Genomic DNA, 25,599 nt, shown 5'->3' with positions numbered 1-25,599 from the left:
CCACCACCCCGGCCGCGCCCACCACCACCCCGACGACCACCAGCCCGAGCGGCGGTACCGGCAGCGGGAGCGGCGGTACGGGTTCGGCCACCGGGAGCGCGGGCACCCTGGTCGGCGGACTGCTGCGGGGCCTGTTCGGCAGCAGCTAGCGCGGGTGTCCGGGAGGTGAACACTCGGTGCTCATCCGGGACCATCGAATCAGGCTGCGTGGAAGTATATTTCGATTTCCGCGCAGCCCGATGACCTCGGTCTGTGAATAGCCGGAAGTGTGCAAGACATCGATCGGCTATTGCCAATTCACCGAAACGTGTTAGACATCGTGCCCATGATCAAGAAAACCCTCGCCGTCGCGGCCCTGGCCGCCGGTGCCGTTATCTCCATTGCTCCACAGGCTTTCGCCGATAACGCCGATCCCAACGCGTACTCCGACCGCACCGCGGATTTCGTGGTGTACAACGATCCGGCCGTGCTGGGCGCCAAGGACGCCGGCAAGCTGATCATCGTCAGCCCCTACGGCACCAGCCACACCATCGCCTGCAAGGGCACCGGCGCGGACGTGTTCGACTGCATGCAGCAGGACAACCCGGGCCTGGGCTGGCTCATCCTCGACAAGCAGGATCTCCCGGGTCTCGGCCCGGCGTGGGTCTACACGATGAAGAACGACCCGAACGCCTGATACGCCGGTAACGGCCGGGGGGCTGTCCTAATCTTGGTCGGGAGAAAGCACAGAACCCGCCCGCTTCGCGAAATGCGAAGCGGGCGGGTTCTTTTCGTGTGAAGACCTACGCCTCGAGCTTGTAGCCCAGGCCGCGCACGGTGACCAGGTGCTCCGGCTTGGCCGGGTCCGACTCGATCTTGGAGCGCAGGCGCTTGACGTGCACGTCGAGGGTCTTGGTGTCGCCGACGTAGTCGGCGCCCCAGACGCGGTCGATGAGCTGCCCGCGGGTCAGCACCCGACCCGAGTTGCGCAGCAGGTACTCGAGCAGGTCGAACTCCTTGAGCGGCAGGGTCACCGCCTTGCCGTTCACCTGCACGGTGTGGCGGTCCACGTCCATGCGCACCGGGCCGGCCTCGAGCACGCTGGTCTCGCTGCCGTTGTCGGGCTCCTCGCCGGCGCCGCGGCGCAGCACGGCCCGGATGCGGGCGATCAGCTCGCGCGAGGAGTAGGGCTTGGTGACGTAGTCGTCGGCGCCCAGTTCCAGGCCGACCACCTTGTCGATCTCACTGTCGCGCGCGGTCACCATGATGACCGGCACACTGCCGCGAGCGCGCAGTTGCTTGCATACGTCGGTGCCGCTCATGCCGGGGAGCATGAGATCGAGCAGGACGATGTCCGCGCCGGCGCGATCGAACTCGGTCAGCGCGGAGGGACCGTCACCCACGACGGTGACCTCGAACCCCTCCTTGCGCAGCAGGAACGCGAGCGGATCGGCCAGCGACTCCTCGTCCTCGACGATCAGCACACTCGTCATCGGGTTGCCTCCACACCGTTGGTTCTGGCCCGCCCGAGGGGACTTGGGCCGTTTTCCTTCTTAGCCACCGGAACCCCGGTGGCAAGTCTCTTGTCGACCTGCCCGTTGGAATCGGCAGGGTGGGCAGGGATACGCAGCGTGAACGTCGATCCGGTGCCCAGTTTGCTCCACAGGGTGATCTCACCGTTGTGGTTGGCGGCCACATGCTTGACGATAGCCAGCCCGAGGCCGGTACCGCCGGTGGCGCGCGAGCGCGCCTTGTCGGCCCGGAAGAAGCGCTCGAAAACGCGCTCCTGGTCCTCCTTGGAGATGCCGATACCGCGATCGGTGACCGCGATATTGACGTAGCCGCCGCGCAGCGCCCGGCTCACCGATACGTGCGAGCCGCGCGGGGAGTAGGCGATGGCGTTCTCGACCAGGTTGGACAGGGCGGTCACCAGCAGCGTCTGATCACCGAGCACCTCGAGGCCGCTGTTGGCGTCGGTGGAGACGGTGATGCCCGCGGCCTCGGCCACATTGCGGGAGCGCTCGATGGCCTGGGTGACGACGGTGTCGACGTCGACGGCCTCGAGCTCGGGCAGCCGTTCGGCGCCCTGCAGGCGCGAGAGCGCGATCAGCTCGGTGACCATCTTGCCCATGCGGCGGGCCTCGCCGTGCAGGCGTTCGCCGAAGTGCCGCACCGAATCCGGATCGTCGGCGGACTCCAGCAACGCCTCGGCCAACAGGCTCATGGCGCCGACCGGGGTCTTGAGCTCATGGCTCACATTGGCGACGAAGTCGCGGCGGGTGGCCTCCATGCGGGCCTGCTCGGAATCGTCGTCCGCGAACAGGACCACGAAGTTCGGGTTCTCCTGAGACAGCGGGCGAGCAACCCCTCGGACAGCGAGCCGGGCGCGGCCGGGCATGGGGATCTTGGCGGTGAGCTCGAACTCGACGTCCTGGCCGCCGACCAGCACCTGTTCGACCGCGGCCCAGGCGCGCTCGTCGAGCAGGCGGTCGTGGACCACGCCCAGCTCCTCGGCGCGCGGGTTCACCAGCACCACGTCCCGGTACTGGTCGACCACGGCGATGCCGGACTCGGAGGCGAGCACGATCAGGTCCAGGACCTGCGACATGGTCAGCCCGGTGTCGGTGGCGGCGCGCAGGCGTTCCTGGCGGGCGTTCACATACGGAATGAGCAGTCCTCCGACGGCCAGTCCGACTACGGCCGCCAGGACTGCCAAAAGCACGGCCTGTGGAACGCTCACACCTTGAATCGTACGGTCGCCTAAGCAGCGTCAAACCCGGGGTGCTGGAAGTTTCGCGCAGGTCATGGGCACTTCCATGTTCGTTAGCCCGGCGTTTACGCGTTGTTCGGTCTGCGTGTCGGGGCAGGTGAGCGCCCTTGCGGCAACCACTTTCGGGACGGCGGGTCAGTCGTCGGGATCGCCGTAGAGATGGGCGCGCACGGAATCCCCGTGGCGGTCCGCCCAGTCGCCCAGCGCGAAGATCGGGCGCAGCAGATCGATACCGGCCGGAGTCAGCGAATACTCAACGCGCGGAGGAGCTTCCGCGTAACGGCGACGCTCCAGCAACCCCATCGCCTGCATCCGCCGCAGGGTCTGGGTGAGCATCTTCTGACTGATGCCGCCGATGGCCCGCCGCAGTTCCACCGGGCGCATCGGACCGTCCCGCAGTGTGTAAACGATCACAGTCAGCCAGGAATTGCCGAAGATGTCGACCGCCAGCCGTGCCGGGCAGTCGGATTCGTAGCCGCCGTATTCGGCGAAGCGCACCGGTTCCTCGGCGGCTGGCACCGGTTCGATGATCTCGGCCGTCATGAATACAGCCTGCCAGCGGTCATGGGCACCCGCGAGTGCGCATCGGAATTCCTACCGTCGAATTCGCAATCCAGACCTAGGAGTTCACATGCGAATCGGAATCATCGGCGCGGGGCAGATGGCGCGGGCCCTCGGCGGCGGCTGGGCCGCGGCCGGACACGAGATCGCCCTCGGGGCACGCACTTCCGCCCGTGCCGAGGCAGCGGCCGCGGCCATCGGCCACGGCGCGAAGGCGACCACAGTCGCCGAGGCGGTCGCCTTCGGCGAGACGACACTGCTCGCCCTGCCGGTCTCGGCACTCGAGGAAGTATTGACCGAGCACCGCGAAACCCTCACGGGCCGAACCCTCATCGACTGCACCAATGCCTTCGCCCCCGATGCGGGCGGCTTCAAACTCTCCGAACCCGCTGTGGCCGAACGGATCGCGGCCACGGTGCCGGGCGCGCGGGTGGTGAAGGCCTTCAATCTGCTTGCGGCCGAGGTGTGGGCGGGCCCGGAGCGGGTCTTCGAAGGCCGCCCCCTGACCGTGCCCCTGTGCGGAGACGATGCCGAGGCGGTCGCGACGGTCGCTGGGCTGGCCGAGGATCTGAAGCTGCGCCCGGTGCCCGCGGGCGACCTCGCCCGCGCCCGATACCTCGAAGCCACGTCGGCGTTCGTGGTCGGCCTGTGGTTCGCGGGTCACGACGCGCGGGCCATGTTCCCGCCGCTGGAGTCGGCCTTCGCGGTGGCCGACGACTAGCCGGGGTTTGTCGAGCTCCAGAGAGTGAGCGTACAGTCACTCTCCATGAGCAGCAGGCGCGGAGTCACCCTTTCGACCTCGGATGTCCGGCGGGAAGCCGTGCTGGACGCGGCCATCGTCGAGTTCGCCAAGACCGGATTCCACGGGACGCCGACCACCGCCGTCGCGGCATCGGCCGGGATCTCCACGGCCTATGTGTTCAAGCTGTTCCCCAGCAAGGTGGAGTTGTTCGTCGCCGCGCTGGACCGGTGTTTCGAACGGGTCGAGGGGGCGCTGGCCACCGGGGCCGCCCGGGCGGCGGGCGGCGATCCGGAGCGGGTGCTGCACGAAATGGGTGGGGCCTACGCGGAATTGATCGTGGACAAGAGCCTGCTCATGTTGCAGGTGCACGCCCTGTCGGCGGCCGATGTGCCCGATATCGCGGCGGCGCTGCGGCGTGGTCTGCAGCGCGTGACCGATTACGCCCAGACCCGTTCCGGCGCAACGGGTGAGCAGGTGCAGCACTTCATGGCCTACGGCCAGCTGTGCCATCTGATCACCACCCTCGGCCTGCACGCCGACGAAGGCCCTTGGGCCGCAACGCTGACCGCCGGAATCCGCCACTTCGACTGACAGAAAGCAAAATCCCGGGCGTGCACGCCGTTGTGCACGCCCGGGATCTCACTCCCGGAGCAGCGGTTTCACCAGCCGGTGTTGCCGCGGACCGGGATGTTCACGAAGCTCGGGCGATCCGGATCGAGCTGGATGTGCTCGGGCTTCAGGCCGGTGTCGATGAGCATGGGCAGGATCGGCAGGCCCTTGGGGAAGTTGCCGGCGAAGACGTCCACGCGCAGGCGGTGGCCCGGCTGCAGCACGGCCTGGGTGCCGCCGAGGGCGATATCCAGGGTGGTGGCCTCGCCCGGCACGGTCTCCTCCCGCTTGTCCAGCGAGGTGAAGGCGCGCGGGTCGGTGTAGTCGCCGTTGGCCGAGCGGGTGCTGTTGGCCTCGTCGACCTGACGCAGCGAGGCCATGAGCGAGCCGGAGGTCAGCACGGTGGAGGTGCCGTCGGGTGCGACATCGTTGACGGTGACGGTCCAGTAGCCGTCGGCGGCGTCCTGAACGGTATTGAGGTGCACCGCGATCGGGCCCGAGACGACGGTGGCCTCGGCGACCGGCGCGCTGGTGAAGGTGAGCGCGTTGGTCTCGGCGACGCGGGAGTCCTTGGAGCAGCCGTCGATCAGGTTGAAGATGCCCGCCGTGGCCTGGGCCGCGTCATTGGAGCAGACGGTGCTGAGACCCGGTGCGACGGTGAGGCGTTCGGTGTCGCCGTTGGCGGCCGCGGTGAGCGAGCCGTCGTAGACGCTGTTCGCGGTGCCGGAGCGCTGCGACGAGAAGTACATGCGCCGATAGTCGGCGGCCTCGGAAGCCGGTGCGGTGGGCCCGAATCCGCCCTGGGTGTTCCAGCCGCCGCCCTGCGTCTTGAGGGTCACCGGGCCGTAGGAGTCGATGCCGTTGTCGATCCCCTTGAGCCACTTGTCGAACCAGGCGCGCTGCAGCACGTCCAGACGCGGCGGGGCGCCGACGCGGTTGACGTCCGCACCGGAGGTGACGTGGTAGGTGTTGCCCATGAGCAGCTGCTTCTGGCCGGGCGGCAGCGGAATCTGGTTGTAGATCTTGGATTCCGAGTAGGTGAACAGGTCGTGCCAGCCGCCGGTCACGAAGGTCGGCACCTGGATGCGACTCGGGTCGCCAAGCCACTCCTGACGCTCCCGGGTCAGGCCGTTGAGCATGTCCTTGACGCGCGGGTCGATGGTGTCCAGGTTGGTGCTGGTGTAGGCCGACATGAGCACGTCGAGGTAGCCGAAGGGATCGTTGGCGCGATCCTGCAGCCACTTGAAGTCGAAGGTGCCGTTGGCGATCGAGGCCAGGTCCGGCACCCACTTGAGGCCGTTGATGGCGCTCAGCCACAGCGGGATGAAGTTGAAGCCGAAGCCGCCGCCGGGCGCGAGCACATCGTCGATGAGATCGCTGCCGGGCACGATCGGGAAGATGGCCTGCAGCGCGGGCGGCCGCTTCTCGGCGGCCTGCACCTGGTTGATGGCGCTGTAGGACAGGCCGTTCATGCCGATGCGGCCGTTGGAGAAGTGCTGCTTGGACGCCCAGTCGATGACCTCGACGGTGTCCTGCTGCTCGCGGCCGCGCAGCATGTCCCATTCGCCCTGCGAGAAGCCGGTGCCGCGCACGTCCACGACGACCTGCGTGTAGCCGGACTTGATGAGCTGGCGGTCGACGGAGAAGTTGCGGAGTTCGCCGTTGCCCGCCGCGTTCAGCAGTTCGCCGAAGCCGGTGATGGGGGTGCCGTCCAGGCGGATGTTGCGGAAGACATTGAGCAGGGCGTCGCCCAGGCCCGGGATGGAGAAGGCGCTGTCGGCGACGTTCGACACCAGCTTGGTGTAGGGCGTCATGTTCACGACGGTCGGCGTGGGGGCGTCGATGGGACGGCCCGCGGCGTCGGCCGGGTGGTAGACGTTGGCCTTGAGGACGGTGCCGTCACTCATGGTGATCGGGACGTCCCACTCGATGAAGACGTTGGGGTACTGCTGCGGCCCATCCTCGGTCGCGGTCCACTGGGCCCCGGCCGCCCCACCGTCGGGTCCGGTGGGGGTGATGGCATCGGCTGTGATGCCGGTCAAAGGAAGGAACAGAGTGGCCGCGGTGGCTAGCACCGTGGCCCGTAGCGCGTGCCTCATCGAACGTGATCTACCTCTCGCAAATGGTCGAACGCCCAGCAGCATATCTACTCAGAAGTAAGTTGCAAACCTCGGTTACAGATACCGATTTAAATGGGCAACGCTTCGGCAAATTCGATTGCAAGAGTGGGGAATACCCTACGGTCGCGTAGTGAGATGTGTATCACATCGATAATTCGACAAAATAATGCCCCGCCCAATCTTATTGAGCGGGGCACTATTTCGAGATTTACTTGCCGCCCTGGTTGGCTACCGCGGCCGCGCCCGCAGCGGCGGCCTCCGGGTCCAGGTAGACGCCCGCGCCGAGGGGGCGCAGGTTCTCGTCCAGCTCGTACTTGAGCGGAATGCCGGTGGGGATGTTCAGCCCGGCGATGTCCTCGTCGGAGATGTTCTCCAGGTGCTTCACCAGCGCGCGCAGCGAATTGCCGTGCGCGGCAACGAGAACGGTCTTACCGGCGCGGACATCGGTCGCGATGGTGTCCTCCCAGTAGGGCATCATGCGGGCCACGACGTCCTTGAGGCACTCGGTGGCCGGGACCTCGACGCCGGCGTAGCGCGGGTCGCCGTCCTGCGAGTACTCGCTGTTCAGCTCGATCGGCGGGGGCGGGGTGTCGTAGCTGCGACGCCACAGCATGAACTGGTCCTCGCCGTACTGCTCCTTGATCTCCGCCTTGTTCTTGCCCTGCAGGGCGCCGTAGTGGCGCTCGTTCAGACGCCAGTCGCGGACCACCGGAATCCAGTGCCGGTCGCAGGCGTCGAGGGCATTGTTGGCGGTGCTGATGGCACGGCGCAGCAGTGAGGTGTAGACGATATCGGGGAGAATCCCGTGCTCGGCCAGCAATTCACCGGCGCGCTTGCCCTCGGCGACGCCCTTGTCGGTCAGTCGAACGTCCACCCAACCGGTGAACAGGTTCAGGGCATTCCATTCGCTCTCGCCGTGGCGCAGCAGCACGAGGGTGTACGTCATGAGGTCATCCTGCCACGCGGGATTTCACCCCTCACGCTGGGGTTTAAAGCCCGCCGAGGGCGAGAATCGCGGCGCCTTGCAGCGTGGCCTGATCGGTCAATTCGGACGGAACCACCCGCAGTTCGCGCAGGAAGGAGAGCCGGGCGTGCGCGGCGGCCGAGGCTCGCAACGGGCCCCAGAGCGGCTCCCCTGACTGGGCGAACCCGCCCCCGATCACGACCAGATCGGTGTCGAACAGCGCGGCCGCCGACGCGACGGCCACCCCGATCGCGTTCCCGGCCCGCGCCAGCGCCGCCACGGCGATCGGCTCCCCCGCGTGCGCGGCGGCGGCGAGTTCCACTCCGGTGGTTCCGGTCCAGCCCTGGCGGCGGGCCCAGCGCACGGAAGACTTGCCGCTCGCCACAGCTTCGACGCAGCCGAATCCGCCGCAGGCGCAAGGCTCTTCCTGGCCGGGAACCACGATGTGGCCGACGTGCCCGCCATTTCCGGTGCGCCCCATGACAACTCGGTCATCGGAGATGATGCCGCCGCCGATGCCGGACGAAACGGTCATGGCGAGGACGTTGGGCACGCCGCGCGCGGCCCCGAGGCGCTGCTCGGCCAATACCAGGCAGACGCCGTCGATGGCGAATCGAATCTCGGCTTCCGGAAACAGTTTTCGCACCGAATCCACGATCGGGAACCCGGGGGCCCATTCCGGGATATTGAGGGGACCGCACACTCCGGCGGTCACGTCCACCGGTCCGGCCGACCCGATTCCCACGGCGGTCACCCGGGTGTCCCCGGCGACCTCCGACAGCAGTGCCCGGCAGGCGTCCCATACTCCGGATTCCGGCACCGCGATCCGCCGCGGCTCCCCCACCGCCCCGTTCGAATCGACCATCGCCGCCGCGAATTTCGTCGCCCCGATATCCAGTGCCAGTGCCGTCATGGCCGACCGGTCTCCTTCGTTCGATGGAATCCGGTGCGATTGTGCCAGCTGGTTACTGCTTGTCGGCCGAATCGACGAGGTGTTCGAAGGCGCGCAGGTTCTTCAGGGATTCGCCGCGCGACACCCGCCATTTCCATTCCTTGCGAATGGATTCGGCGAAGCCGAGTTCGAGCAGGGTGTTGAAGTCGGCGTCGACGGCCTCGAGGATCTGGCCGAACCAGCGGTCGAGTTCGTCGGCGGTGACGCGGTCGTTGGACATGCGGCCGACCAGATAGATGTCGCCGACGCGGTCGATGGTGTAGGCCACGCCGTAGAGGCGGCGGTTGCGGCGCAGCAGGAATTTGTAGACGCCCTCGAAGTTCTCGTCGGGCTTGCGGCACACGAACGATTCCATGCGCACGCCGTGCTTGCCGACGCTGACGCCGATGACGGTCTTGAGTTTGCGCTCGCCGGGCAGCACCACCACGAACAGGTCGGGGGCGTCGCGGGTGTATTCGATTTCGCGGTCGCGCAGCGTCTCGTCGATGAGTTGCGCGGTGGCGCGGGCGGTTTCGTCGTTCAGGCCGCCGGTGCTGGCGTGGGGGCGCGGCTTCTTTTGAGAATGTTCCAGCCAGTCGTCCGCGCGCTCGACCTCGCTCATCTGCGTAGTGCTCCCGTCCGACGCCGCCACAGCGCCAGCGATCTGGCCTGATTGCTGTCGGTATGCAGATTACCGCTGCGAATCCGGCTTACACGTCCCTGGCTCAGGGCGGCCGAATAGCTGTCCAACAGGCCGTCGGCGGTGTGCGCCCAGGAGAAGTTGGCGGCGTGCTCGACCGCGGCCTCGCCCATCAGCTTCAGGCGGCCCGGATCGTCGAACAGCGAACGCAGGGCGGCGGCCCAGTCAGGGGTGCGGTGCCCTTGGACCAGCAGGCCGGAGACGCCGTCGCGCACGGCCGTGCCGAGCCCGCCCACATCGGCGGCCAGCACCGGGGTGCCGCTGGCCTGCGCCTCGATGGCGACCAGGCCGAAGGATTCGTTGTAGCTGGGCACCGCCACCAGATCGGCGGCGCGGTACACCTGCGCCAGGCGGTCCGAAGGCTGCGGCGGCAGGAAGGTCATGCGGTCCGAAATGCCAAGTGCGGCAGCCAGTTCGATGAGCGCGTCGGGGCGCTTGAGGCCGCTGCCGGAAGGTCCGCCGACGATCACCACGCGCAGCGGTCGGCGCGACGGATCGGGATCCGCGGCCTCCGCGGCCAGCATTTCGGCGGCGGCGCGGACCAGGACGTCGGGGGCCTTCAGGGGCTGGATGCGGCCGACGAAGGCGACGATCCGCTCGTCCACGGGTAGGCCGAGTTCGAGGCGGGCGGCGAGTTTGTCGCCCGGGAAGTAGCGGGTCAGATCCGCGCCGGGCAGGACCACGTCGATCCGCTCGGGATCCGCGCCGTAGAGCTCGACTAGCTGGCGGGCTTCCTCACCGGTATTGGCGACCAACCGGTCGGCCTCGGCCACGATCTGCTTCTCGCCGATCTCCCGCACCGCGGGCTCGGGGCAGTCGCCCTCGGCCAGGTAGGCGTTCTTGACCGCGGCCAGCGTGTGCGCGGTGTGGACCATGGGCCGCCGCCAGCGGTCCCGGGCCAGCCAGCCCACCTGGCCCGAGAGCCAGTAGTGGGAGTGGATGAGGTCGTAGTGGCCGACCGGGTACCGGGCCTCGGTGCGCAGCACCTCGGCGGCGAACGGACACAGCTGGGTGGGCAGATCGTGCTTGTCGAGGCCCTCGAAGGGCCCGGCGACCACGTTCCGGACCAGCACGCCGGGCGCGGCCTCGACCACGGGTTCGTCATTGGAGGAGGTGGCGCGGGTGAAGATCTCCACCTCGGTGCCGCGTTTGGCCAGCTCTATCGCGGTCTGCAGCACGTAGACGTTCATGCCGCCCGCGTCGCCGGTCCCGGGCTGAGCGAGTGGTGAGGTATGCACCGATAGCACGGCAATCCGATTGGGCCGTACGTCCGGTCGTTGACTCACCACTCCAGTGTGCACGGGGGTAGTAACGCCCCATGCGGTGGTTACCTTCCCAAGTGACCTGCTTCACAAGGATTTTCGTCAGCGTGAATGCAAATCCGCTATCAGCCCAGGTGGCTCGCGAAAGAAGTGATCTCGGACACGAACCGCTCGGGATCTTCGATGAACAGACCGTGCTGCGAGCCCTCCCAGTAGGAGGTCCGGACGTCCGGGACGGTCTCGGCGATGAAGCGGCCGTTCTCGATCGGAACCACCGGGTCGGCGGTGCCGTGCAGGACCAGGACCGGCACATTCAGGCCGCGCAGAGTCTCGGTGTTGTCGGTTGTGCGATAGAACAAGGCCTTGCGGACCCGGGGCAGGGTGGCGATGCTGCCGCCGAACAGGCGCTGGGCGTCCACGCCCTTGTCGCGGCCCGGGCCGGTATTGGCATTGCCGAAGGCGCCGAAGCCGCGAATGGCCTTGCCCGCGCTCTCGTCGAAGACGTCGGGAATGGCCTTGCTCATGCCGGGACCGGTCCCCGCGCCCTCGACGCCGCGGCCGATATTCGCCTGTGAACCGGTGTAGACGACGCCCGCGACGGCGTCGGTGCCGTAGGCGGTGAGGTAGTCCGACAGCACGATGCCGCCGTAGGACCAGCCGAGCAGGATCGCGCCGGAGGTGATGGCCTCGGCGGCGAGCACGGCCGCGATATCGGCGGCCCAGTTCTTGGGATCGTCATAGCCGGTTTCGGGGGCGTCGGAGTAGCCGTGGCCGCGCAGGTCGAGGGCGATCACCCGGAAATGCTCGGCGAGCAGGTCGGCCGCGCGACCCCAATTGCGCAGGTTGCCCGCCCATCCGTGCAGGAGAACCAGGGGCCGGGCGCCCTCCGGACCGGTCACCCGGTAAACGATGGTTGTGCCGTCCGCGCTCACTGCTTCCCTTATCGCCATAGGAGTGAGGCTAACGACCCGCGACGCACCGGCGACACGCCCTGCTTAAGCTCTGATCATGAGCACTCGTACCGCTGTGGTGACCGGAGCAAGTTCGGGTATCGGCGAGGCAACCGCCCGCGAACTCGCCAAGCAGGGGTATCACGTCTATGTGGGCGCGCGGCGCGTCGACCGGCTGGAGAAGCTGGCCGAGGAGATCGGCGGCACCGCGCTGCAACTGGACGTCACCGACGAGGAGTCGGTGCGCGCGTTCACCGAAGCCGTGGAGCGCTGCGATGTGCTGGTCAACAATGCCGGCGGCGCGAAGGGCCTGGCCCCGGTCCTCGAGGCCGATCTGGACGACTGGCGCTGGATGTGGGAAACCAATGTGCTGGGCACACTGCGGCTCACGAAGGCGTTGCTGCCCAAGCTGATCGAGTCCGGCGACGGCCTGATCGTGACGGTCACCTCGGTGGCCGCGTTCTCGGTCTACGACAATGGCTCCGGCTACACCTCGGCCAAGCACGCGCAGGGCGTGCTGCACCGGACGCTGCGCGGTGAGCTGCTCGGGCTGCCGGTGCGGCTGACCGAGATCGCGCCGGGCGCGGTGGAGACCGAGTTCTCGCTGGTGCGCTTCGGCGGCGACGAGGAGCGGGCGGCGAAGGTCTACCAGGGCATCGATCCGCTTGTGGCACAGGACATCGCGGAGATCATCGGGTTCGTGGCCTCGCGTCCGCCGCATGTCGATCTGGACACCATCGTCGTCAAGCCGCGCGATCAGGCGGAGTCGGGTCGTTTCGCGCGTCGCGGCTGATACGTCATGCCGCGATGCTGATGCGTTGTGCCGCAATGTAGTTCAGCTCACAGATCTGAATTATAGATTTTTCAGAACCGAAATACGCACGCTGCTAGCGTCCCTCACAACCGAGGGCTGCTGGGAGTGCGCATGGTGAGATCACGGATCGAGGCGGTCGGGTCGTATCTGCCCGCCGCCGAGGTATCGACGGCGGAGTTGCTGGGGCGGTTGGCCGTCGACGCACCACTCGATCTGGAACGGATCAGCGGGGTTCGGAATCGCCGGGTGTGCGCCGAGGACGAGGATTCGTTCACCCTCGCGCTGGCCGCCGCCCGTACGGCACTGGACAATTCGTCCTACGACGCCGCCGATATGGATGTCGTCATCTCCTGCTCCATCACCCGCATTCGCGACGGCGAATTCTGCGTCGAGCCCTCCTTCGCGCTCATGCTGCGCAATGAACTCGGCGCGCGCGATGCCATCCACTTCGACGTCTCGAATGCCTGCGCGGGCATGATGAGCGGAGTTCTGGTGCTGGATCGCATGATTCGTGCGGGCCTGGTGCGACGCGGGCTGGTGGTGTCCGGGGAGTACATCACGCCCATCTCCGATACCGCGGTGCGGGAGATGTCGCAGAAATACGATCCGCAGTTCGCCTCGCTGACCGTCGGCGACGGCGCGGCCGCCGTCATTCTCGATGGTGAGGGCACCGAGGACGACTGCATCGACTACATCGAACTCAATACCAGCGCGTCATTCGCGCAGCTGTGCCTCGGCATGCCCAGCGACCGCAGTTCCGGTATCGCGCTGTACACCGACAACCGAGCCATGCACAACGAGTCTCGCTATTTGTTGTGGACCACCCGGCAACGCGATTTCCTCACCGAGCGCGGCAGCGGATTCGCGGCCGAACGCTACGACCATGTGATCCACCATCAATTCAGCGCCCCCGCAGTGGAATTCGTGGCCAAGATCGCCGAACGCGAATTCGACGCCCCGATCCCGCCCGCGCTCATGGTGCTGGACCGCTTCGGCAACACCGCATCCACCTCGCATTTCGTGGTTTTGCACGACGCGCTCAAACAACAGCGGATAGCGTCCGGAGCGAAAGTACTGATGGTGCCCGCGGCCTCCGGTGTCGTGGCCGGGTTTCTGTCGGTGACGCTCGGCGATCTTCGGGTGTGATGCAGCATGGGAATCGTAATTTCTTCCGTAACCACCGAAATCGGCGGCGGCAGCTCCATCGAGCAGGCCGCGTCCGCCGCGCGCCGCGCCATCGCGGAGGCGGGCAGTACCCCGGAGCAGATCGACGCGTTGATCAATACCGGCGTCTATCGCGATTCGAACATGGTGGAACCGGCCATGTCCGCGCTGATTCAGCAGCAGGCGGGCATCGGGCTGGAGTATCACAGCGGTGATGTGCCGTGCCTGTCGTTCGACCTGATGAACGGAGCCTGCGGAATTCTCAATGCTATTCAGGTGAGCCAGGCGCTGCTGGAGGCGCCGACCGTGCACCGGGTGCTGCTGGTGTCCGGTGACGCGCATCCGTCGAAATCGCCGGAGCCACAGCCGGGTTTCCCGATCAAGCCGGTGGGTGCGGCCATGCTGCTCGAGAAGGTGCCGGGCCCGGCCGGATTCGGGGCGCTGCACATCAGCGCCACCGATGGGCGGCCCGCGGCCGAGGGATTCGTGCGGCTCGCGGAGATGGGGACGACCGGTCGGTCCTCGATCGTGGTGAACCGCTCCGCCGATATCGAAGCGCTGCTGCACCACGCGGTTTCGGCCGCCGAGGAGGCCCTGGACGTGGCTGAGGTCGCCCTCGACCGCATCGTGCTCATCTGCGGACGCCCCGTCGCGGACTTCCCGGCGCTGCTGGCGCAGCGGCTCGGCATCGCGCCCGAGGCGGTCGTCGCCGACGACACCGAGAGCGACGCCCACACCTCCGCCCTGCCCGCCGCCTATCTCGCGGCCCGCGACTGCGGCACGCTCGACCGCGCCGACGTAGCCTTGTTCGTGGCCGCCGGGGCGGGTCCCTCGGCCGCCGCCATCGCCTACCGCTTGCCGAAACCGTAAGCCCGGGCAAGGAATCCACCGGAGGGACGATGAACGGACTCTGGGTGATCGTGCCCGCGTACAACGAGGAACACGGCATCACGGCCACGCTCACCGCCCTCGCGGCACAGCGCGACCGCGACTTCACGCTGCTGGTGGTGGACAACAATTCGACCGACGGCACCGCGAAGGTGGTGCGCGAGTTCGCCGAATCGGAGCCGGGGATGCGGATCGAGATCATCACCGAGACCGTGAAAGGCACCGGCGCGGCGGCCGATACCGGTATGCGGCACGCCATCGCGGCCGGGGCGGTGTGGCTGGCCCGCACCGACGCCGACTGCCTGCCCGCGGCCGATTGGACGGCGCGGATCCGGGCCGGGTTCGACAGCGGGCTGCGATTGATCAGCGGGCAGCTGGTGCCGCGCCGCGATGAGGGCGTGAGCCTGGTCGACCGCACCGTCATCCGGGTCGCGCTGGAGGTGGCGTCGTTCTTCGGGAAGTTCCGACCGGGGAATCGGGATCCGCGCTATCTGGGGCCGTATGTCATGACGCCCGGCTGCAATATGGCCATCACGGCCGAACTGTACGAGGCCGCGGGCGGATTCCCGCGCACCGCCATCGAGGACCTGCACGAGGATCGAGCACTGGTGAACGCCGTGCGCCTGCTCACCACCGACTACGGGCCGCGCCGCGACGTCCGGGTGTACGGCTCCAATCGGCGCGTGCGAGCCTGGGGTGTGCGCAAGACCCTGGCCTGGTACGCCGATCACCGTTACAAACCGGAACTGGTGGACATCCGGTGATGTACGAAGACGGTTCGGCCGGAGAGGATTTCACCGCGCTGCTGCGCGAGCAGGTGCTGCGCACCCCGGATGCGCCCGCCCTGGGCATGATCGGCGAGCCGGCGCTCAGCTTCGCCGAACTGGACGCCCGCATTCGGCTGGTGGCGAAGCGGCTGCACAGCAAGGGATTCGAACCCGGCGACCGCATGCTGTTCTCCATCCGGCCGTGCGTCGACGCGGTGGTGCTGGTGCTGGGGACGGTCGCGGCGGGCGGCACCATCGTGTTCGTGGATCCGGGCATTGGGCCCGAATTGTTCGCGCGGCGAATGGAATTGGTGCGGCCGCGGTGGGCGGCCACGGAATCGCTGCTGTATCTGCTGAGCGGGCCGCTACGCCGGTACGGGCGGCGGGTCGGGCTGTCGCTACCCGAATTCGGGCGGCTACCCCTGCGGCACATTCACAGCGGGCCGCGGCTACCCGGGACGCCGCGCGGCTCGCTGCCGCTGCGCAGACTGATCGGGTCGGAGCCCGGCTGGTCGGGGCCCGCCAGCGGGTCGACGGTCGATACGCCCGTGGAGGATCCGGAGGCCGAGGCGCTGATCGTGTTCACCTCCGGCACCACCGCCGACCCGAAGGCCGTTGTGCACACGCGGGGTTCACTGGGGGCGGGACTGGCGGCGGTGGCGGGGTGCACCACGCTCATGCCCGGCTCGCATCTGCATACCGAGCAGCTGATGATGGGGTTGCCCGCGGTGCTCGAGGGGGCGCGGTGGTCGATGCCGCGGTATCCGCGGTTCGGGACCCATATCGATCCGCTGGGATTCGCGCGGACGCTCGAGGGGGCGACGCACGCGTTCTTCACGCCCGCGGATCTGGCGGTGGTGCTGGATGCCATCGAGACCGGTCGGTTGTCGGCACCCACCACCGTCGAGGAGATCTCGCTCGGCGGCGCACCGGTGACCACGGCACTGCTGCGGCGCGCCCGCGCCGCGCTGCCGGACACCGAGTTCCTGGCCATCTACGGCATGACCGAAATCCTGCCGGTGGCAATCACTTCCGGTAGCGACAAGCTTGCCTTCGAGGGTCCCGGTGATCCGCTCGGGCCGCCGGTCGAGGGTGTCGACGCGCGTCTGGCCGACGACGGTGAGCTGATTCTGTCCGGCCCCAACCTGTGCCGCGGCTATCTCGGCGAATCGCCGTTGAAGGAGATCGCCACCGGCGACCTCGCGCGTTTCGAGGGCGACACCCTGGTGCTCATGGGCCGCAAGAAGGACATGATGATTCGCGGCAAGACCAATATCTATCCGGGACTGTACGAACCGGCCATCGCGGGCGTCGAGGGGGTGCGGCAGGCCATCATGGTCGGCATTCCGGACGAGATCGGGGACGAGCGCATCGTGCTGGCGGTGGTGGCAGACCCGGACGCGGCGGATATCGAATCCCGGCTGCGCCGCGAATTGCCCGCGCTGATCGATGTTTCCGCGCTGCCGGACGACATTGTGGTGGTCGAGGAGATACCGGTCGGCGGGCGCACCAGGAAACCGGATCGGGCCGCGCTACGCACGCTGCTGGAGCATCGGATCGGCTGACGGTTCCGGTCGCCGCAGTAATGCGGCGAGTACGGCCTCGGCGAATTCCTCCGCCTCCTGTTCGGTCACTGTTTTGTCGACATAGCAGAAAGCGATATGCATTTCATCGTGCGCGGTCGCGACCGCCACCGTCATGACGCTCACGCATGAATTCGCGGCCGCCAGAATGAGCCCCGAAAGCCGTGATCCGCCAACTCGATCCGGGAATTCGACGCGTCCGACATTGGTGACCGACACATTCCAGGGCGCACGGCGGTCCACCATGTTCGCCAACCGCTGCCCGGCCGCCATCGCCTTCGGCGTGCCGAATCGCATGCCCGCCACCGTCGACAGATGCTTGCGCTGCCGGACGCCCCGATCGAGTTGCCGCTTCACCGCCCGGGCCGCCGACCACAGCGGTACCGCCGGTCCGAACGGCACGAAACCGATCAGGACAGGTGCGTAGATGCCCAGTTCATCGCGGTCGGGCAGCGGATCCAGGAGATGGCGGAAATCCACCGGCGACGCGATGCCCGCCACCCCGGGCGCTCCCGGATTCGAGGCCCTGCCGATCGCGTCCGCTACCGCCGCTGTCACGGCCGCGTGTACCGTCACCCCCGAGCGGCGGCAGTCGGAAATCAAGTCCGCCAACATTTCTCGGTCCACGACTCGGTACACGATTCTGGTGCGCCGTGCGGACATGGCAACGGACGGGCCGTCCAGCCGATGGGGGCGTGATGCGAGCGCGGCCAGCTGATCGGCGATATTGATGTAGGCGTAGCGCCAGAATCCGCGCGCGGCTGCTGGAATCAAATCATCGGCGGCGGGCATCGAATCCCGCTCGAGCACTGGATCATTCGCGATACCACCGGCGTGGACCACCACTTTCCGCAGCAGGGTCAGCAACGATCGCCCGTCCATGATGATGTGCGAAATCGTCAGCAGCACATCATGGAATTCGCCGTCGGCGCCCGCCTCCGACACGATGTGGACCATTCGAGCCAGGCCCGCCCGGATCTCGAATGGTCGCGCCAGTTCGGCATCCATTTCCGCGATCCACGTCTGGCCGTCCCCCGCTACCCGCCGCACCGGAATCCGGGGCGCGTCCAGCGGCATGAGCCACGGATCTTGTCCACAGTTGTCCACAACCGCCATCCGCAGCAGTGGATACTCCACGAGCAGCGCGGCGGCGGCCGCGGCCAATCGATCCGCCCCGACTTGCCCGTGGATGCGCACCCGTGCGACGCAATTGGCGGGCGACAACCGGTCGATGATCCAGAACCATCGCTCCGAAGGACTCAACCGGCGCCCGAATCGCGTTGCCGCCGTAGTCATCCGGCCACCCTAACCGCGCCGCGCGGGTTTTGCGGTTGCCGTCCGCCGCCGCCCGGGTGTAGCGTTCCCGCCCATGCAGCGCTTCCAGTCGACTACGACGCCGGACACCGTCCCGGCGCGCTGACCCCTGTTCAGACCGAAGCCCCGGGCGAATGCCCGGGGCTTTTCCGCGTGGTCATTCGCCCTCGTCCGAGGAGACCACCATGCACGACCATCGAAAACTGGGCCGCGAACTCGCCCTGTTCGACACCGACCCGCTGATCGGCGCGGGCCTGCCCTACTGGCTGCCCGACGGCGCGATCGTCCGCCACAGCCTCGAGGAGTACATCCGCACCGCCGAACGCCGCGCGGGCTACCGCCACGTCTACTCCCCCGTGCTCGGCAAGCGCGAACTCTACGAAATATCCGGCCACTGGGCGCATTACAGCGACGACATGTACCCGCCAATGGATCTCGGCGGCGAACAAGTGGTCCTACGCCCCAGCCTGTGCCCCCACCACGCCCTCATCTACCGCTCCCGCTCCCACAGCTACCGCGAACTCCCCCTCCGCCTGGCCGAGCTGGGCGGCATGTACCGCTCCGAATTGTCCGGCGTCCTAGGCGGTTTGACCCGTGTCCGCTGCATCCAGCTGAACGACGCCCACATCTTCTGCACCCTCGACCAGGTCGCCGACGAGGCCGCGGCCGCATTGGACCTCATCACCACCGCCTACCGCGCCATGGGCATCACCGCCGCCCGCTACCGCCTGTCCCTCCCCGGCCCCGGCGGCAAATACGTTGCGGCCCCGGTGATGTGGCAGCAGGCCACCAAACTCCTGACCGAGGTCCTCGACCGCTCCGGCCTCCCCTACGAATCGGCCGAAGGCGAAGCCGCCTTCTACGGCCCGAAGATCGACGTCCAGGTCGCCGACCACGCCGGCCGCGAATCCACCCTCTCCACCGTCCAGATCGACTTCCACCAACCCGAACAATTCGACCTCCACTACATCGGCCCCGACGCCGCCAAACACCGCCCGGTCATGGTGCACCGCAGCATCATCGGCAGCGTAGAACGCGCCGTAGCCCACCTCATCGAACAACACGGCGGCGCCTTCCCCGCCTGGCTGTCCCCAACCCAGGTAGTGGTGCTCCCGGTCTCGGAAGCCGAGGAATCCGCGGCCGCCGAGCTGGTCACCCAGTGCCTCGACGCCGGACTCCGCGCCGAGGTCGCCGCAGCGGAGGCAGGCAGCCTGGGCGCCCGCATCCGGGAAAACCGTTTGGTGCCTTACCAGTTCATCCTCGGCCCCGCCGAGATCGCGAACAACGAGGTATCCGTACGCCTACGCGACGGCCGACGCATCCCACCGCAATCGGCCGCGGACGCGGTGAACCACGTCCGCGGCCTGATCGAATCCCACGAGACCCGCCTGTGGACCGACTGACCACCCGTCAGGCGGTCACACCGCGCGCGAAGTCTGCCAGCAGGGTCGGTACCGCCGAATCGAAGCCGACGATATCGAGGGTTCCGGCGTCGGCGGGGTCGGCGATGGTGAAGTTGGTGGCGGTCATGCCGATCACCACCAGCTTCGCGGCCGGGTTCACCTTGCGGCGGTACTGCGCGAGAGCCTGATGCGGCTGCACTCGACCCGCCCACGTCTCATTGTCGGTAATGATGGTGAACACGTCGACGTGCAGCTTGTGCTTCAGCGCGTGCAGCATCGGCAGCGAGCAATCGGTCCCACCGAACGGCAGGCCGCTGATCGCGCGGATCGCGTCGTCGAGCCGCTGGCGCGGGCCGATCGACAGCGGTGAGAGGCCGCTATCCCGGTAACTGCCGCCCGCCGACGTGAATCCCATGATGTCGTAGTCGGATTCGATCGACGCGGTGACCAACGCCAGCGCCGCGGACGCCTCGCGGGCGGACAGCGGCAGGCCGGAGATGGACGACGTCATCGAGGCGGACACGTCCAGGGCCAGCAGGTGCCGCTTGCCGGTCGGCTCGACCGCCTCGAATGCGGCGTAGAACGCCGCGTCGAGAGCGTCGACGATCGGACGCGAAGGCTCCCAGGTGCTTTCACCGCGCACGGACCGGCCAGCCGCGTAGGTGCGCTGCGCGACAAGGACGTTCACCGGGTGCACGCGCGCCTTGCGCAGGCGGTCGCGGTCGGCCAGCTGCTCGGCGACGGCCTTCGTCCGCGCACCCAGCGGGGACAGCAGGCCGAGGCGGGTCAGGCGCGGCAGCTGGCGCATCAGCGCGGTCTGCGGCATTCCGTTATCCAGCAACGCCTCCCACACGGCGGGGTCGCCCATTGCCTCATCCGGCAGCATCTCCCACGACAGCCGGTACTCGCGCACCAGCTCCGGGATCTCGCGCACCGGCGCGGTCTGGGCCCGCTGGAAGCCCTCGACCAGACGCAGACCATCCAGCGAGGTCTCGCGGCGGCAGATCCAGTCGAACAGGCGACGACGGTCGTCCTGATCGGTTTCCGGGTGCGACAGGCGCAGTAGGTCCCGGTGGGTCCAGCCTTCACGCGAGCGGTACTTCACGGCCTGGTAGGCGAGGTCGTCGACGGACTTCTCCACGTACCAGTTGGCGACGGCGCGGCGCAGGCCACGACCCCAGCCGCGGAACTGCTCGATGTAGCGCGCGAACAGGAACAGGTGAGTTCCGGTGCGCGCCACCAGCGGCAGCGCGTCCAGGGCGGTCCGGCGGCCGTCGGCATCGCCGAGCGAGGCCGCCGCGGCGAGCGCGAACAGCGCCGGATTCTGCTTCGGGGCACGGCCCGCCGTGGACACGGCGACGATCTCGGCGACCAGGTCCGCGGTGCGGTGCTCCGCGAAATCCAGTACGACAGCGGCGTTTTCCTTGGTCAGCTCGCGCGCGCTGGTGTAGTACGTCGGGGCGTCGCTGCCGAGCGTGAGGAATCGGCGCAGCCGCACCTCGGGGGTCACCTCGAAGGTGTATCCCCCGGCGCTGTTACGGACCTGCCGCGCATCGGCCCGCTCGGACTGCGGGGTGGCGCGGAGGTTGATGTCGGCGTAGACGTCCATGCTCACCTCTTCCTCGTTCGGCCCCAATCGGATTGGGGCATGAGGTAGCGGGCATATGTCTGCGCCCACCGGAGGTGATCATTGGAAGTGATAACCGCAGGCGTCCGGCCCGCCACCAAAAGCCTGGTGTCGACGAGAGCGGACGGGCGTGGGATGCCAACCGGAACCGGCCCGCGGATTGCTGCGGGACCGGCAAGGATTCGAACCTCAGATGCCAGATAACCGATCGGCTTCGGCCCGTCCTTCTCGTCATGGCGAACGACGGGTGAGCGGTCGTGGTGTATCGACCGGGGTTTAGCCATGCGCTCTACCAAGCTGAGCTACGAGGGCTGCAGTCCCTCGGCGGGATTCGAACCCGCGACATCATGATCCGATAACCGACCGAATCCGGCCCGCCCACATCGTCGTTCGCTGTACCCGGAGGACTGTACGCAGGCATGGCCGCGCCCGGCCACCGAATTTCTAGGCGGCCGGGCGTCGGTCGTCGTGTCAGCGGCCGCCGACCGGCTGCGGGGGTAGCGGGGTGGCGGAGATTTGGTTCTTGGGTTCGCCCTGGAGGGCGGAGAGGCCCTTCCAGGTTTCCCAGTCGATGGTCCAGTCGTAGATGTCGCCGTCGGCCGCGGAGAGGGGGATGCGGGTGCCGGTGATTTCTACGGGGTCGCCGTAGAGGGCGGTGGGGAAGTAGGCCTGGGCGTCGGCGGTGCTGAGGTTGATGCAGCCGTTGGTGACGTTGGAATTGCCCTGGGCGCCCGCGGATTCGGGGTTGGCGTGGATGAATTCGCCGTTGTTGGAGATGCGGACGGCCCAGCGTTCGCGGGCGTTGGTGTAGTACGGCGGGTTGGACATCACGAAGTCCTCGTACTTCTCGGTCACCACGTGGATGCCGGAGCGCGTGACATTGCGGTTCTCGTTGCCCTCGCCGTAGCTGCACGGGAAGTCGAAGACGGTCTGGCCGTCCCGGATCACCTGGACGCGGTGCGTGGGCGCGCTGCCGCGCACGATCTGCGAACGGCCGATCTTGAAGTCGGAGGTGAGGTCGGAGTCGCCGAACAGGCCGCCGCCCATGTCCAGGCCGTAGAGCTTGACGCCGACGTGCACGGTGGTGCCGGGCTGCCAGTACTCGCGCGGACGCCAGTGCACCCGGGAGCCGCCGTTGTCGTCCTGCAGCCAGGCCCAGGAGCCCTCGGTGGCCGGGGTCGCGGTGACGGTCAGCGCCTTCTCGACGGCCGCCTTGTTCTCGATATGCCCCTTGAACTGCAGCATGATCGGCGCGGCGATGCCGACCTCCTGGCCGTCACCGATATTGATGGTGGCCGGCGCGGTCGCCTTGGGGCTGACGGTGGTGAACTTCCCGTCGATCGGCACCGGCTTGTTGTCGGTGCCGGTGGCGGTGCCCGCCCAGGTGTAGGTGACGCCGTAGCCGAGCGGCTCGTTCACCGTGAACTTGCTGCGAGCGGCATCGAAGGTGCCGGTTACCTGCTTGCCGTTGGCATTGGTCAGGGTCAACTGGTCGATGCGGCCGTTGGTGACCGTCGCGGTCACCGGGGTCGTCGGGTTGACATTCTCACTGCCGTTGCCCGGTTCCAGCTTGACGGTCGCGACCGGTTCGGCGGGCTTCCCGGAGCCGCCACCACCCTTGTTCGACGACGAACACGCCGCCGCGATCGCTGCCGTCGACGCCACCAGCGCGGCCCGTATGGCCCCGCGACGGGACAGTCCTCGATTGCTCACTTTCTCGACCCTACCCCCGCAAACCGTGTATCCCGGACGCTGTAATGGTGGCGCAAGCCACTCGCTACAGGCTCACACCCACGGTCACGGGTTCGGGTTCCAGGCGAATGCCGAAGCGCTCAGCAACCCCGTCGCAAACCGTGCGGGCGAGGGTGACCAGATCGGTCGCGGTGGCCGCACCCCGATTGGTCAGCGCCAGCGTGTGTTTGGTCGACAAACGCGCTGGAGCCCCGTCGCCCGGAAAGCCCTTGGCGAAGCCGGCGCGCTCGATGAGCCAGCCCGCGGAGAACTTTACCCCGCCCTCGGCCGGATACGTGGGCACGGCCACGTCCGGGCCCACATGTGACGCGATCGCCGCGCGCACCCCCGCCACCTCCGCGTCCGGAATGACCGGATTGGTGAAAAACGAGCCCGCACTCCAGGTGTCGTGATCGTCCGGATCCAGCACCATGCCCTTACCCGCCCGCAACCGCAGCACCGCCGCGCGCACCAGCGCCGCCGGACGCGACTCGCCCTCGGCCGCGCCCAGCGCGTTCGCCAGCTCGCGGTAGCCGAGCGGGGCGCTGGAACCGTCGGCGCGCAGCCCGAATTCGACCGCCAGCACCACCGCCGCGTCGCTGTGCTTGAGAACCGAAGTGCGATAACCGAATCCGAGCTCGGCCGGCTCGGCCCAGCGGATCTCGCCGGTCGCACGGTCCAGCAACCGCACCCGGCGCAGCAAACTCGCCACCTCGACGCCGTACGCGCCCACGTTCTGCACCGGCGTCGCGCCCGCGGAACCCGGGATGCCGGACAGGCATTCGAGGCCGCCGAATCCGGCCTCGACCGTCGCGGCCACCACGGTGTCCCAGTTCGCGCCCGCCTCGGCGATCACCGAGTCCGCAGTGAACTCCACGCCCTCGGTCGCGATCCGCACCACTACGCCGTCGAAGCCCGCATCGGCGATGAGCAGATTGGAACCACCCGCGATGAGCAGCACCGGAATCCCGGCCGCGTCCAGCGCGCGCACGGTCGCCACCAGCGCATCGGTGCTGTCGCAGTCGGCGACGGTGGCCGGGCCGCCGACCCGCAGGGTCGTCAGCTCCGCCAGCGGCACGTCGGCCCGCGGCCGCGCGCCGGTCCCCGCCAACAGGTCCCGCAGGTCGTCGAAGGACACCACCCGAGAAGTACGCACAGGCACAGACGGTAGCCTGTCCGACCATGGCGACACCTCTGGCCTTCACCGCGCACTCGACCCATCCCATGGCCGCCGTGCGCGCGGCGTTCGCCGACCAGCAGTACTGGAAGGACCGCATCGAGGCGGTGGGCGGCCCGAACGCGCGCATCGAGAACCTCGTCATCGAGGGCGACAACGTGCGCGTCGACATGGTGCAGACGATTCCCGCCGAGGAACTGCCCAGCCAGATCACCGCGATCAAGCCGGACGGTCTGGTCATTCCGCGCACCGAGACCTGGCACGGCAGCGGCGGCACCGTCGAGGCGCACGTGGACGGCGCGCCCGCGAACGTGAACGGCACGCTCACGGTCACCGATGACGGCTCCGGCTCCACCTTCGTGGTCGACGCGTCCATCGAGGTGAAGATCCCGTTGTTCGGCAAGAAGATCGAGGCCGCCATCCAGGAGCACCTGCTGGCGCTGCTGGAGCGCGAGGCCGAGTTCACCGACAATTGGCTGAGTTCGCACTGACGGGGGTCGCCCGGCAGTAACCTGAGCGATCGTGGCCCGCCGACTCGACTACTCCGCGCGGTATCCGCTGCACACCACCCACGAGGTGTACGCGGCGATGATGAACCGTGAGCACTGGGATGCCCGCATCGAGGAACTGCGCAAGCATTCCCCGAACGACATCCTCGGCCTCGACTCCGGCGAGGACGGCATCACGGTCGAACTGCGGCACGTACTCCCGCGCGACCAGCTGCCCGATATGGCGCAGATGGTCGTGCACAAGGACATGGTGATCACCCGGCGCGAGACCTACGGGCCCTTCGGACCGGAGGTGACCGGCGAATACGTCGCCGAAATCCCCGGCAGCCCAGGCACTCTCGGCGGCACCATGCGCCTGTTCCCCACCGAAACCGGCTGCACGCTGCGCATCTCCTCGCACGCGCAGGTGAATGTGCCGTTCTTCGGGCGCAAGCTCGAACAGCTGATGCTGGTGAACCTGGTGGACCTGTTCCGCGCCGAGGCCGAGGTGACGAAGAACTGGCTGGATCAGCACTACCCCGTCGGCTGACCAAACCGATCGGGACGATCACCCGCGGCACCACCGGTATCAACAGACTGCGCCGCAGCGACCGGTGGCTCATGCACGACCCCTTGGTCGCCCAGAGGTTGCTGGATGCCTCCGACCCGCTCGTCGTCGATCTCGGTTACGGCGCCGCGCCTTTCACGACCCTGGAAATGGCGGCCCGTCTGCGCACCGTCCGGCCCGATCTGCGCGTGGTCGGCCTGGAAATCGATCCCGACCGCGTCGTCCCCGCCCGGGACGGCGTGGTCTTCGCGCGCGGCGGCTTCGAACTCGCGGGCCTGCGCCCCACCCTGGTCCGCGCCTTCAACGTGCTGCGCCAATACCCGGAATCCGCTGTCCCCGAAGCCTGGTCGACCATCCAGTCCGGCCTGGCCCCCGACGGCCTCCTCCTCGACGGCACCTGCGACGAACTCGGCCGCCGCTGCGCCTGGGTTCTCCTCGACCGCACCCACCCCCTGTCCCTCACCCTCGCCTGGGACCCCTTCACCGT

The 25,599-nt window shown here is 67.9% G+C and carries 24 protein-coding genes and 1 pseudogene; 12 read left to right on the top strand and 13 right to left on the bottom strand.

Features of this window, described 5'->3' with window-relative positions:
* The first annotated feature begins 325 nt into the window (after positions 1-325).
* Entirely contained in the window at positions 326-676 is a 351-nt protein-coding gene (locus ACAM49_RS26900) for a hypothetical protein (RefSeq protein WP_040813650.1), read from the top strand.
* A gap of 106 nt (positions 677-782) precedes the next feature.
* On the opposite strand, the gene ACAM49_RS26895 is transcribed toward ACAM49_RS26900, so the two are convergent.
* The 3 genes from ACAM49_RS26895 to ACAM49_RS26885 all read right to left on the bottom strand — a co-directional run bounded on the left by ACAM49_RS26895 (position 783) and on the right by ACAM49_RS26885 (position 3,292).
* Positions 783-1,472, bottom strand: coding sequence for a response regulator transcription factor (locus ACAM49_RS26895; RefSeq protein WP_040813651.1), 690 nt, complete (start codon positions 1,470-1,472; stop codon positions 783-785).
* Positions 1,469-2,719: a sensor histidine kinase gene (locus ACAM49_RS26890; protein WP_369638336.1), complete on the bottom strand. Its 1,251-nt coding sequence runs from the start codon at positions 2,717-2,719 to the stop codon at positions 1,469-1,471. The genes ACAM49_RS26895 and ACAM49_RS26890 overlap by 4 nt, the downstream gene beginning before the upstream one ends.
* A 165-nt stretch (positions 2,720-2,884) precedes the next feature.
* On the bottom strand, positions 2,885-3,292 hold the full coding sequence (locus ACAM49_RS26885) for a winged helix-turn-helix transcriptional regulator (RefSeq protein WP_369638335.1): 408 nt from the start codon (positions 3,290-3,292) through the stop codon (positions 2,885-2,887).
* Between the two features lie 88 nt (positions 3,293-3,380).
* Between ACAM49_RS26885 and ACAM49_RS26880 the strand changes: the two genes are divergently transcribed.
* Together ACAM49_RS26880 and ACAM49_RS26875 are read left to right on the top strand one after the other, a co-directional pair.
* The gene (locus ACAM49_RS26880) at positions 3,381-4,031 is read left to right on the top strand and encodes an NADPH-dependent F420 reductase (protein ID WP_369638334.1); all 651 of its coding nucleotides are present in this window, start codon (positions 3,381-3,383) and stop codon (positions 4,029-4,031) included.
* A gap of 45 nt (positions 4,032-4,076) precedes the next feature.
* Complete coding sequence (locus ACAM49_RS26875; RefSeq protein ID WP_369638333.1) at positions 4,077-4,643, top strand: TetR/AcrR family transcriptional regulator; 567 nt, start codon at positions 4,077-4,079, stop codon at positions 4,641-4,643.
* A gap of 68 nt (positions 4,644-4,711) precedes the next feature.
* Here ACAM49_RS26875 and ACAM49_RS26870 read toward each other — a convergent pair whose 3' ends face one another.
* From ACAM49_RS26870 to ACAM49_RS26845, 6 genes are all read right to left on the bottom strand, one after another.
* Positions 4,712-6,760 (bottom strand): CocE/NonD family hydrolase, encoded by a 2,049-nt coding sequence (locus ACAM49_RS26870; protein WP_369638332.1) that lies wholly within the window; start codon positions 6,758-6,760, stop codon positions 4,712-4,714.
* Positions 6,761-6,989: 229 nt separating this feature from the next.
* On the bottom strand, positions 6,990-7,727 hold the full coding sequence (locus ACAM49_RS26865) for a phosphoglyceromutase (RefSeq protein WP_369638331.1): 738 nt from the start codon (positions 7,725-7,727) through the stop codon (positions 6,990-6,992).
* 43 nt (positions 7,728-7,770) lie between these two features.
* Positions 7,771-8,658 (bottom strand): ROK family protein, encoded by an 888-nt coding sequence (locus ACAM49_RS26860; RefSeq protein ID WP_369638330.1) that lies wholly within the window; start codon positions 8,656-8,658, stop codon positions 7,771-7,773.
* A 52-nt stretch (positions 8,659-8,710) separates the two neighbouring features.
* Positions 8,711-9,298: a YbjN domain-containing protein gene (locus ACAM49_RS26855; RefSeq protein ID WP_369638329.1), complete on the bottom strand. Its 588-nt coding sequence runs from the start codon at positions 9,296-9,298 to the stop codon at positions 8,711-8,713.
* Entirely contained in the window at positions 9,295-10,662 is a 1,368-nt protein-coding gene (mshA, locus tag ACAM49_RS26850; protein ID WP_369638328.1) for a D-inositol-3-phosphate glycosyltransferase, read from the bottom strand. Before mshA ends, ACAM49_RS26855 begins: the two co-directional genes overlap by 4 nt.
* A gap of 101 nt (positions 10,663-10,763) precedes the next feature.
* Complete coding sequence (locus ACAM49_RS26845) at positions 10,764-11,588, bottom strand: alpha/beta fold hydrolase (RefSeq protein WP_369638327.1); 825 nt, start codon at positions 11,586-11,588, stop codon at positions 10,764-10,766.
* Positions 11,589-11,646: 58 nt separating this feature from the next.
* Between ACAM49_RS26845 and ACAM49_RS26840 the strand changes: the two genes are divergently transcribed.
* The 5 genes from ACAM49_RS26840 (at position 11,647) to ACAM49_RS26820 (ending at position 16,786) form a co-directional block, all read left to right on the top strand.
* Positions 11,647-12,381, top strand: coding sequence for an SDR family NAD(P)-dependent oxidoreductase (locus tag ACAM49_RS26840; RefSeq protein WP_369638326.1), 735 nt, complete (start codon positions 11,647-11,649; stop codon positions 12,379-12,381).
* Between the two features lie 132 nt (positions 12,382-12,513).
* A complete protein-coding gene (locus ACAM49_RS26835) occupies positions 12,514-13,548 on the top strand; it encodes a 3-oxoacyl-ACP synthase III family protein (RefSeq protein ID WP_369638325.1) in 1,035 nt (344 codons plus the stop codon).
* A gap of 6 nt (positions 13,549-13,554) precedes the next feature.
* Entirely contained in the window at positions 13,555-14,436 is an 882-nt protein-coding gene (locus ACAM49_RS26830) for a hypothetical protein (RefSeq protein WP_369638324.1), read from the top strand.
* Positions 14,437-14,465: 29 nt separating this feature from the next.
* On the top strand, positions 14,466-15,218 hold the full coding sequence (locus ACAM49_RS26825; RefSeq protein ID WP_369638323.1) for a glycosyltransferase family A protein: 753 nt from the start codon (positions 14,466-14,468) through the stop codon (positions 15,216-15,218).
* A complete protein-coding gene (locus ACAM49_RS26820; RefSeq protein WP_369638339.1) occupies positions 15,218-16,786 on the top strand; it encodes a class I adenylate-forming enzyme family protein in 1,569 nt (522 codons plus the stop codon). The genes ACAM49_RS26825 and ACAM49_RS26820 overlap by 1 nt, the downstream gene beginning before the upstream one ends.
* Here ACAM49_RS26820 and ACAM49_RS26815 read toward each other — a convergent pair.
* Positions 16,754-18,100, bottom strand: coding sequence for a hypothetical protein (locus ACAM49_RS26815; protein WP_369638322.1), 1,347 nt, complete (start codon positions 18,098-18,100; stop codon positions 16,754-16,756). The two genes, ACAM49_RS26820 and ACAM49_RS26815, sit on opposite strands and share 33 nt — an antisense overlap.
* 152 nt (positions 18,101-18,252) lie before the next feature.
* On the opposite strand from ACAM49_RS26815, the gene thrS reads away from it, so the two are divergent.
* Positions 18,253-19,521, top strand: coding sequence for a threonine--tRNA ligase (thrS, locus tag ACAM49_RS26810; protein WP_369638321.1), 1,269 nt, complete (start codon positions 18,253-18,255; stop codon positions 19,519-19,521).
* A gap of 7 nt (positions 19,522-19,528) precedes the next feature.
* On the opposite strand, the gene ACAM49_RS26805 is transcribed toward thrS, so the two are convergent.
* From ACAM49_RS26805 to ACAM49_RS26795, 3 genes are all read right to left on the bottom strand, one after another.
* The gene (locus tag ACAM49_RS26805) at positions 19,529-21,130 is read right to left on the bottom strand and encodes a TROVE domain-containing protein (protein WP_369638338.1); all 1,602 of its coding nucleotides are present in this window, start codon (positions 21,128-21,130) and stop codon (positions 19,529-19,531) included.
* 489 nt (positions 21,131-21,619) lie between these two features.
* The gene (locus ACAM49_RS26800; protein ID WP_369638320.1) at positions 21,620-22,861 is read right to left on the bottom strand and encodes an Ig-like domain-containing protein; all 1,242 of its coding nucleotides are present in this window, start codon (positions 22,859-22,861) and stop codon (positions 21,620-21,622) included.
* A 64-nt stretch (positions 22,862-22,925) separates the two neighbouring features.
* Entirely contained in the window at positions 22,926-24,002 is a 1,077-nt protein-coding gene (locus tag ACAM49_RS26795; protein ID WP_369638337.1) for a UDP-N-acetylmuramate dehydrogenase, read from the bottom strand.
* Positions 24,003-24,061: 59 nt separating this feature from the next.
* Between ACAM49_RS26795 and ACAM49_RS26790 the strand changes: the two genes are divergently transcribed.
* The 3 genes and pseudogenes from ACAM49_RS26790 to ACAM49_RS26780 form a co-directional block, all read left to right on the top strand.
* Positions 24,062-24,547, top strand: coding sequence for a DUF2505 domain-containing protein (locus tag ACAM49_RS26790; protein WP_040813666.1), 486 nt, complete (start codon positions 24,062-24,064; stop codon positions 24,545-24,547).
* A 31-nt stretch (positions 24,548-24,578) separates the two neighbouring features.
* Entirely contained in the window at positions 24,579-25,094 is a 516-nt protein-coding gene (locus ACAM49_RS26785; RefSeq protein ID WP_369638319.1) for a DUF2505 domain-containing protein, read from the top strand.
* Between the two features lie 71 nt (positions 25,095-25,165).
* A pseudogene (locus ACAM49_RS26780) lies at positions 25,166-25,599 on the top strand (class I SAM-dependent methyltransferase); the annotation flags it as partial.

Source organism: Nocardia sp. JMUB6875 (assembly GCF_041154655.1).
Classification (GTDB): domain Bacteria; phylum Actinomycetota; class Actinomycetes; order Mycobacteriales; family Mycobacteriaceae; genus Nocardia.
Note: the sequence above shows the minus strand (reverse complement) of the source record. Positions and strands in the feature narration are given on the sequence as shown.